The 7888-nt window shown below is 72.1% G+C and carries 7 protein-coding genes and 1 pseudogene; 6 read left to right on the forward strand and 2 right to left on the reverse strand.

Going from position 1 to position 7888, the window contains the following annotated elements:
• Nucleotides 1-289, forward strand: a pseudogene (locus ACN6LM_RS37115) (hypothetical protein); the annotation flags it as partial.
• Nucleotides 290-316: 27 nt separating this feature from the next.
• Here ACN6LM_RS37115 and ACN6LM_RS37120 read toward each other — a convergent pair.
• Both ACN6LM_RS37120 and ACN6LM_RS37125 read right to left on the reverse strand, forming a co-directional pair.
• Nucleotides 317-1951 carry an FAD-dependent oxidoreductase gene (locus ACN6LM_RS37120; RefSeq protein ID WP_445069836.1) on the reverse strand — a complete coding sequence of 545 codons (1635 nt, stop codon included), beginning with the start codon at nucleotides 1949-1951 and terminating at the stop codon, nucleotides 317-319.
• A gap of 21 nt (nucleotides 1952-1972) precedes the next feature.
• Nucleotides 1973-2887, reverse strand: a complete 915-nt coding sequence (locus ACN6LM_RS37125) for an AurF N-oxygenase family protein (RefSeq protein ID WP_445069837.1) — start codon at nucleotides 2885-2887, stop codon at nucleotides 1973-1975.
• A 990-nt stretch (nucleotides 2888-3877) separates the two neighbouring features.
• Between ACN6LM_RS37125 and ACN6LM_RS37130 the strand changes: the two genes are divergently transcribed.
• From ACN6LM_RS37130 to ACN6LM_RS37150, 5 genes are all read left to right on the forward strand, one after another.
• A complete protein-coding gene (locus ACN6LM_RS37130) occupies nucleotides 3878-5437 on the forward strand; it encodes a pectate lyase family protein (RefSeq protein WP_445069838.1) in 1560 nt (519 codons plus the stop codon).
• A 99-nt stretch (nucleotides 5438-5536) separates the two neighbouring features.
• On the forward strand, nucleotides 5537-6586 hold the full coding sequence (locus ACN6LM_RS37135) for a YihY/virulence factor BrkB family protein (RefSeq protein ID WP_445069839.1): 1050 nt from the start codon (nucleotides 5537-5539) through the stop codon (nucleotides 6584-6586).
• A gap of 120 nt (nucleotides 6587-6706) precedes the next feature.
• Complete coding sequence (locus ACN6LM_RS37140) at nucleotides 6707-7120, forward strand: phage holin family protein (RefSeq protein ID WP_445069840.1); 414 nt, start codon at nucleotides 6707-6709, stop codon at nucleotides 7118-7120.
• Nucleotides 7117-7584 carry a DUF3618 domain-containing protein gene (locus tag ACN6LM_RS37145; RefSeq protein ID WP_445069841.1) on the forward strand — a complete coding sequence of 156 codons (468 nt, stop codon included), beginning with the start codon at nucleotides 7117-7119 and terminating at the stop codon, nucleotides 7582-7584. Before ACN6LM_RS37140 ends, ACN6LM_RS37145 begins: the two co-directional genes overlap by 4 nt.
• Entirely contained in the window at nucleotides 7581-7847 is a 267-nt protein-coding gene (locus ACN6LM_RS37150; RefSeq protein WP_445069842.1) for a DUF4235 domain-containing protein, read from the forward strand. The genes ACN6LM_RS37145 and ACN6LM_RS37150 overlap by 4 nt, the downstream gene beginning before the upstream one ends.
• The last annotated feature ends 41 nt before the right edge of the window (nucleotides 7848-7888 follow it).

Here is a 7888-nt window from a genome sequence, read left to right on the forward strand (position 1 = left end):
CGCCCGCGGGCTTCTTCGCGCAGGGCGGCGGCTACGAGTACCCGGCGTTCCTCGGCTTCACCGCCGAGGAGCGCAGGGCGGCGGCTACGAGTACCCGGCGTTCCTCGGCTTCACCGCCGCCGCGATCGGCCTGACCGGCCCCGGCCGCTACTCCGTGGACCACGCGACCGGACACGCGTTCAACCAGCCGTGGATGGTCGCCCTGGCCTTTGCCGGCAGCGCGGCGGCCGCCGCGGCGGTGGTCGGCAGGAGGGCCAGGGCCCAGGCGCCGGAGCCGGAGGAGTTCTGAGCACGGACGCCCCGGGCAACGCGCCCCTCAGCAGCGCCCCGTCGACGCCGCGACCAGCTCCGGGACCGTGCCGAACTTCACCCGGGGGCGTCCACCGTCCCGGCCCCGGGCCCGCTCGGCCCGGTCGATCGCGGCCTGGCCCCGGGCGTCGACCACCTGGCGGGCGCGGCCCCGGACCAGGCGGCCGAACGCCTTGGCCGGGTGGGCCGCGGAGGGCAGCGCACCGGCGACCGCGTCCGCGAGCAGCGTGCCCACCGTCTCGGCGGCGCAGGTGCGGTTGGCGCCGATGCCCCCGGAGGGCCCCCGCTTGATCCAGCCGACGACATACGTGCCGGGCATCCCCGTCACCCGCCCGCCCTCGTGCGGCACCGTGCCGCTCGCCTCGTCGAAGGGCAGCCCGGGAAGGGCCCGCCCCCAGTAGCCGATGGCCCGCAGGAACAGCTGCGCCGGTATCGCGGACTGGCCCCCGTCCGCCGTGACCCGGATGCCCGTGACGTCGTCGCGGCCGGTGACCTCCACGGGCGCCGAGTGGAAGCGGAGCACGATGCGCCGCCCCCCGGCGGGCGGGTTCGACCAGTCCACGCGCTCGCGGCGGACCCCCCGCAGCACGGCGGCCGCGCTGCCGGACGCGGCATCCTCGATCGCCGGGCCGATGCGCGGATCGTGGTCGTCCACCACCAGCTCCACGCCCGGCAGGTGCCTGAGCGCGAGCAGTTCGGACGACGTGCAGGCGGCGTCCTGTGGGCCGCGCCGCCCGAGCAGGACGACCTCGCGCACCCCGGAGCCGCGCAGGGCGGCCAGCGCGTGGTCGGCGATGTCGGTGCCCGCGAGCCCCGCCGGGTCCGCGACGAGGAGGCGCGCGACGTCGAGCGCCACGTTGCCGTTCCCCGCGACGACCACCCGCTCGGCGCGGGAGAGGTCCACGGTGTCCGGCGCCACCTCGGGGTGCGCGTTGTACCAGGCGACGAACGAGGTCGCCGTGATGCTCGACGGCAGGTCCTCGCCCGGGACGGCGAGCCGGCGGTCGGCGGCGGCCCCGACCGCGTAGATCACCGCGTCGTGGTGCGCGGCCAGCTCCTCGGCGGAGAGGTGGGTACCGACCTCGACGTTGAGGTGCATCCGCACCCTGGGGTGGTCGTGGAACCGCGCGAAGGTCTCGCCGACCCCCTTCGTCCCCGGGTGGTCCGGCGCGACGCCGTACCGGACGAGCCCGCCGGCCACCGGAAGCCGGTCGATCAGGGTCACCTCGGCGTTGGTGTGCAGCAGCAGGTCCTCGGCCGCGTACATCCCGGCGGGGCCGGTGCCGACGATCGCGACCCGGATCGGCGCGAAGTCGGACGGCAGGCTGCGCGAGAACGAAGGGGCGCCCCAGGCATGGAAGTTGGGACCGGCGACGGGCTCCGGCTCCCGGCCCGCGTAGTAGGCCGCGTTGATGGCGGCGTACTCCTTGCGCGCCCCGAAGAGGCTGTCCACCGGGAAGATCGCGTCCACCGGGCAGGCGTCGGCACACGCCCCGCAGTCGATGCAGGTCTCCGGGTCGACGTACAGCATCTCCGTACGCCCGAAGTCCCGCTCCTCCGGCGTCGGGTGGATGCAGTTGACGGGGCACACGGCCACGCAGGTGGCGTCGTTGCAGCAGGTCTGGGTGATGGCGTAGGTCATGGCTCGGGCTCTCGGCTCGGGTCAGATCAGGTCGGCGCGCTTGTAGAAGAACAGGGCCGGCTTCGTCAGGAGGCGGGCCGAGGCCAGGAACTCCATCAGCCCCGAACAGCTCGACCGCATAAGGGACTTGTGGTGCTCGTTGGTCCTCGCCTCGGTCCGCGCCCGCGCGGCGTCCAGGCCGGCGTTCGCATAGACGTCCCGGTTCACCATGCTGGTGACGATGTAGTACGAGGCGATGGCGACGACGAGCGCGTTGAGGTGGCGGCGCACCGGGCCCGCGCCGCGCAGGCGCTTGCGGGTCTCGTCGCGGGCGAACTTCATGTGGCGGGACTCCTCCACCACATGGATGTTGTTGATCGTGCGGACGAACGGGGCGACGCGCTCGTCGCGCATCCAGTCCCGCTGCATCACGTCGAGCACCTCCTCCGCCACGAGGATCGCCGCGTACGCCGCTTCGCCGAAGGCGAGGGTCTTGAAGGCGCGGCCCAGTTCGAGCACCGGGCGGCGCGGCCGGTACGCCGGAGCGCCCAGCTTCGCCGCGCCCCGGGCGAACATGATCGAGTGCCGGCACTCGTCGGCGACCTCGGTCAGGGCCCACTGGAAGCGCGGGTCGGTCGGGTCCTTGGCGTACATGTCGCGCAGCACCATCTGCTGGAGGATCATCTCGAACCAGATGCCGGTGCTGGCGACGGACGCGGCCTCCTGGCGGGTCAGCGCCTTGCGCTGATCCTCTGTCAACTCGCCCCAGTACGCGGTGCCGTAGAGCGTGCTCCACTCGGGGCTCGCGCCGTGGTGGTCCGTGTCCAGGGGGGTGTTCCAGTCCACTTCGGTGGCCGGGTCGTACGAGAGCTTCGCGGACGAATCGAGCAGGCGCCGGGCGACGTCCTGCTCGGCGGCCCGGTCCTGGTCCTCCGGCCGAACGGTGCTGCTTGCCATGCTGCGGCTCCTTGACTCGAGAGATCGACCCCGGCGCCGTCCGGCCCTCATCGTGTACCGGCCCGATGAGAACGCCGGCCGTCGGACGCCGCCCTCGCTTGTTAGACGCTGCGTCTAGCAAGCTGTTAGACGGAAGGTATAGCAAGAGGCACGCGCTCACTACCCCCGCGTAGGAAATTCGCACGTTCTCTCCACGGTGCGGGCGCGCCCGCGGGGTGGGAGCGGGAGCGCCGGGGCCTTGTCCGGGGTCGGGGCCGGAGGGTCATGGCGGTCCACCGCGGCCCGGTGGCGCCGCTCCCCGGCCCGCCGACCCCCGGGGAGCGCCATGGTCTTCGCCGCCGTCTGCTTCGTCATCGCCGCGGCCGGGGCCGTGGCTTTCGCGCGGGCTCTCGACCGGCAGCCGGAGGGCCCCCGGCCGAGGGCCGGGCGCGCCGCCGAGGCGCGGTGCGCGGGAGTGCGCACGGAGGAGGCGCGGGACGCCGAGGGGTCCCGGTCGTCCTGTCGCACGCCACCGTGGAGTTCCGTACGGAGACCGGCCGGGCCGTCGCCTTCGAGGAGCGCGGGCGTCAACCCGGCGTCGCGGAGGGCGATGTCGTGACCGTGTACTACGCGGCCGACGCGCCCGGGTCCGCGACCGCCCGTGTGCCCTCCTTCGGGCCCCGGCGGGCGAGAGGGCTGGTGCTCGGGGCCGGCAGCGCCTTCGCCCTGGTGACGGCGGGGGGCCTCGCAACGGTGCTGCAGCCGTCCGTGCGTGGGCGAACTCCCGGCGCCCGTCCCTGCATGAGGTCCTCGTCCAGCCGGTTGCCCGGCCGGGGGAGGGCCTCCCGGCCGTTACGGTCCGATTGGACCGGGAACGCCCCGGTGTTGACGTGCCCAAATCAAGAAAGCGTCGTCTTTCAGTGTTCACATCCTTGTACTCGAAGTCGTGGCGCCCCTATCCTCGCCAACCAGAAAGCGCTTTCCATCTCTCTTCGACGAATGGGAACGAACATGAGGCGACCAGTCGCACTGAGACTGTCTGCGGCGCTGTCCACGATGGCCCTGGCGGCCGCTGCCGGAGCGGTCCTGACGATGCCCGAGGCATCCGCCGCCGTCGCGGGCGGCGCCACCGGCTACGCGAGCCAGAACGGCGGCACCACCGGCGGCGCGGGCGGGCAGACCGTACGGGCCACCACCGGGACCCAGATCCACCAGGCCCTGTGCGGCCGGGCCAGCAGCAGCACCCCGATCACCATCGAGGTCGAGGGCACCATCAACCACGCCAACACCGCCAAGGTGTCCGGCGACAGCTGCAACACGGCGGACGGTGTCATCGAGCTCAAGCAGATCAGCAACGTCACCATCGTCGGCGTCGGCAGCGGGGCCGTCTTCGACCAACTGGGCATCCACATCCGCCAGTCCAGCAACATCATCATCCAGAACGTGACCGTCAAGAACGTCAAGAAGTCCGGCTCGCCCACCTCCAACGGCGGCGACGCCATCGGCATGGAGAGCGACGTCCGCAACGTCTGGGTCGACCACGCCACCCTGGAGGCGTCCGGCGGCGAGGACGACGGGTTCGACGGCCTCTTCGACATGAAGGACAACACCCAGTACGTGACGCTGTCGTACAGCACCCTGCGCAACTCCGGCCGGGGCGGCCTCATCGGGTCCAGCGAGACCCAGCTCGACAACGGCTACGTCACGTTCCACCACAACCTGTACGAGAACGTCGACTCCCGCACACCGCTGCTGCGCGGCGGGACCGCCCACATCTACAACAACTACTACGTGAAGCTGAACAAGTCCGGGATCAACTCCCGGGCCGGCGCCCACGCCAAGGTGGACAACAACTACTTCAAGGACTCCAAGGACGTCCTGGGCACCTTCTACACCGACACCACCGGGTACTGGCAGGTCAGCGGCAACACCTTCGACAACATCACCTGGTCCGAGCCCGGCGAGGAGAACCACCCGGCCGGCCCGAACCCGCAGTCCAACACCTCGATCAGCATCCCGTACGCGTACACCCTCGACGACTCCTCCTGCGTGCCGGCCATCGTGACCAGCACGGCGGGCGCCGGCAAGGGGCTCAAGGTCTCGGACGGCGACTGCTCCACCACGACCCCGACGCCGGACCCGACCGACCCCACCCCGGACCCGACCGACCCGACGCCGGACCCGACCGACCCGACCACGCCCACCGGCACCAACCTCAGCCTCGGCGCGGGCGCGGACGGCTCCAGCAAGGCGAGCGGCACCAGCTACGGCAACGTGCGCGACGGTGACCTGAACACCTACTGGTCGCCCTCCGGCACGACCGGCTCCGTCTCCGTCAAGTGGGGCTCCGCCACCACCGTCTCCTCCGTCGCCATCCGCGAGGCCGCGGGCGCCCAGGGCGTCATCGGCTCCTGGCGGCTGCTGAACGCCGACACCGGCGCTGTCCTCAAGACCGGCAGCGGAGCCGGCGCGATCAGCATCCCGGCCACCTCGCTGCGCAAGATCACCTTCGAGATCACCGGCGCCAGTGGTGCGCCGAAGGTCGCGGAGTTCGAGACGTACGCGGGATAGCGGCGGAACCGCGGGCAGGGGGCCCGGTCCGGGAGCACGGCTTTCCCCGGACCGGGCCGCCGCGTACATGAGTCACGCCGGGCGGGCAAACCGCACCGTATGACACGGACACCGCACCCCGGCACCGGAACGGAAGAACACCGGCACGACGGCGACGGCCCGCCGCCGGACGTGGGCCCCGGGGAAGACATCGAGGAACGGGCGCCCGACCAGCCCAGCGACCTGAGCGGCCGGTCCTGGCTCGCCGTGCTGCGCTCCACCGCGAGGGAGTTCAAGGACGACGAGCTCGCCGACCGGGCCGCCGCACTCACGTACTACGGAGTCCTGTCGCTGTTCCCCGCACTGCTGGTGCTGGTCTCCCTGCTGGGCATCGCGGGGGAGTCCGCCACCCAGCGGGTCCTGGACAACCTGCGCAAGCTGGCCCCCGGCTCCGCCCGCGACATCATCACCGACGCCGTGCACCAGCTCCAGGGCAACGCCGGCGTCGGTTCCGTCATGGCGGTCGTCGGCCTCGCCGTCGCCGTCTGGTCGGCCTCCGGCTACATCGCGGCGTTCATCCGCACCTCGAACGCCGTCTACGACCTGCCCGAGGGCCGCCCGGTCTGGAAGATCCTGCCGCTGCGCCTCGCCCTGACCGCGACCCTGATGGTCCTCGCCTGCGTCAGCGCGCTCATCGTGGTCTTCTCGGGCGCCCTCGCCCGGCAGGCCGGCACCGCCCTCGGCATCGGCGGCACCACCCTGACCGTGTGGTCGATCGCCAAGTGGCCGGTCCTGGTCCTCCTGGTCATCGTCATGATCGCGCTCCTGTACTGGGCGGCCCCGAATGCCAAGGGCCGCGGCTTCCGGTGGATCACCCCCGGCAGCCTCCTGGCCCTGCTCATCTGGCTCGCCGCCTCCGCCGGCTTCGCGTTCTACGTCGCGAACTTCGCCTCGTACAGCAAGACCTACGGCACCCTCGCGGGCGTCGTCGTCTTCCTCGTATGGCTCTGGATCACCAACCTCGCGATCCTCCTCGGCCTCGAATTCGACGCCGAGATGGCCCGCCGCCGCGCGATCGCCGGCGGACTGCCCGAGGGCGAGGAGCCGTACGTCGCCCCGCGCGACACCCGTGCCTGGAGCGACGAGGACCGTCGCCGGATGGAGGAATGAACCGGGCGGTATCCGGGCGGCCACAGGGTAGCCGTGCCGGGACCGACACACGCACCGCTGCGCCGGACGGATGGGCGCGGCACACGAATCGGACAATCAGAGAAGGCCAGGTGACCTCGTATGAGCACGATGGAGCGTCAGGCCCGCGCCACCGACGAGTCGGTGAACGTGCTGGTCTCGCGTGCCTCGCAGCAGATCTCGGAGCTGGTCCGGGAGGAGATGCAGCTCGCCCGGGTGGAGATGACCCGGAAGGGCAAGCGGTACGGCAAGGGCGGCGGCCTCTTCGGCGCTGCCGGCCTGCTGGGTTTCCTCACGGCTCAGGCCCTGGTGGCGACGTGCATCGCCGCCCTCGCGTCGGTCCTGCCGGTGTGGGCGGCGGCTCTCGTCGTCACGGTGGTGCTGGCGGTCGTGGCCGCCGTCGCCGCACTGGCGGGGAAGCGGCAGATCAACGAGGCCGGGACGCCCGTGCCCGAGCAGACCATCGACAGCGTCAAGGCCGATGTGGCAGAGATCAAGGAAAAGGCACACCGATGAGCGACACACACCGGACGGACAACGAGGACCCCACACCCGAGGACCTGCGCAGGCGGGTCGAGAACACGCGTGACGAACTGGGGATGACCGTCGAGGCGCTGGCCGCCAAGGCCGACGTCAAGGCGCATGCGAAGGAGAGGACGGCCGCTGTGAAGCAGCAGACCGCGGAGAAGGCCGCTCTGGCCACCGGCCAGGTACGCGACAAGGCGGCCCAGGTCGCCCGGAAGCTGCGGGACCGCACCCCCGACCCCGTCTTGGAGAAGACGGCGCAGGCCGCCGCCCAGGTACGCGACAGCGCGGCCAGGGCCGGACAGTACGCGGCGGAGAAGGCGCCCGAACCTCTGCGGGAGACCGCGGGCCAGGCCGCGACCGCGGCGCGCACCCACCGCACCCCGCTGTTCGCGGCCGGGGTGCTGATCGCCGCAGTCATGCTGGTCCGCCGTAGCCGGGGCCACCGCCGGTGAACGCGGCCAAGATCGCCTACAAGCCGGTCGGGCTCGCCCTGGGCGCCGCGGGCGGCATGATCGCCGGCATGGCGTTCAAGCAGGTGTGGAAGGCCGTCGAGGGCGAGGGCGACGCCCCCGACGCCATGGACGAGGACCGCCGCTGGAAGGAGATCCTGCTCGCCGCTGCCATCCAGGGCGCGATCTTCGCCGTGGTCAAGGCGGCGATAGAGCGTTCCGGCGCGGTGACCGCCCGCCGGCTGACGGGCAGCTGGCCCGGCTGAGGCGGCGAAGCGGATGCGGAGGGGCCGACGCCTGTGACACG

Source organism: Streptomyces sp. SAS_281, assembly GCF_052542855.1.

What these genes read in the sequence shown, in the direction of transcription:
- ACN6LM_RS37120 (WP_445069836.1), bottom strand. Translation starts at nt 1,951, where the DNA reads ATGACCTACGCCATCACCCAGACCTGCTGCAACGACGCCACCTGCGTG.
- ACN6LM_RS37125 (WP_445069837.1), bottom strand. Translation starts at nt 2,887, where the DNA reads ATGGCAAGCAGCACCGTTCGGCCGGAGGACCAGGACCGGGCCGCCGAG.
- ACN6LM_RS37130 (WP_445069838.1), top strand. Translation starts at nt 3,878, where the DNA reads ATGAGGCGACCAGTCGCACTGAGACTGTCTGCGGCGCTGTCCACGATG.
- ACN6LM_RS37135 (WP_445069839.1), top strand. Translation starts at nt 5,537, where the DNA reads ATGACACGGACACCGCACCCCGGCACCGGAACGGAAGAACACCGGCAC.
- ACN6LM_RS37140 (WP_445069840.1), top strand. Translation starts at nt 6,707, where the DNA reads ATGAGCACGATGGAGCGTCAGGCCCGCGCCACCGACGAGTCGGTGAAC.
- ACN6LM_RS37145 (WP_445069841.1), top strand. Translation starts at nt 7,117, where the DNA reads ATGAGCGACACACACCGGACGGACAACGAGGACCCCACACCCGAGGAC.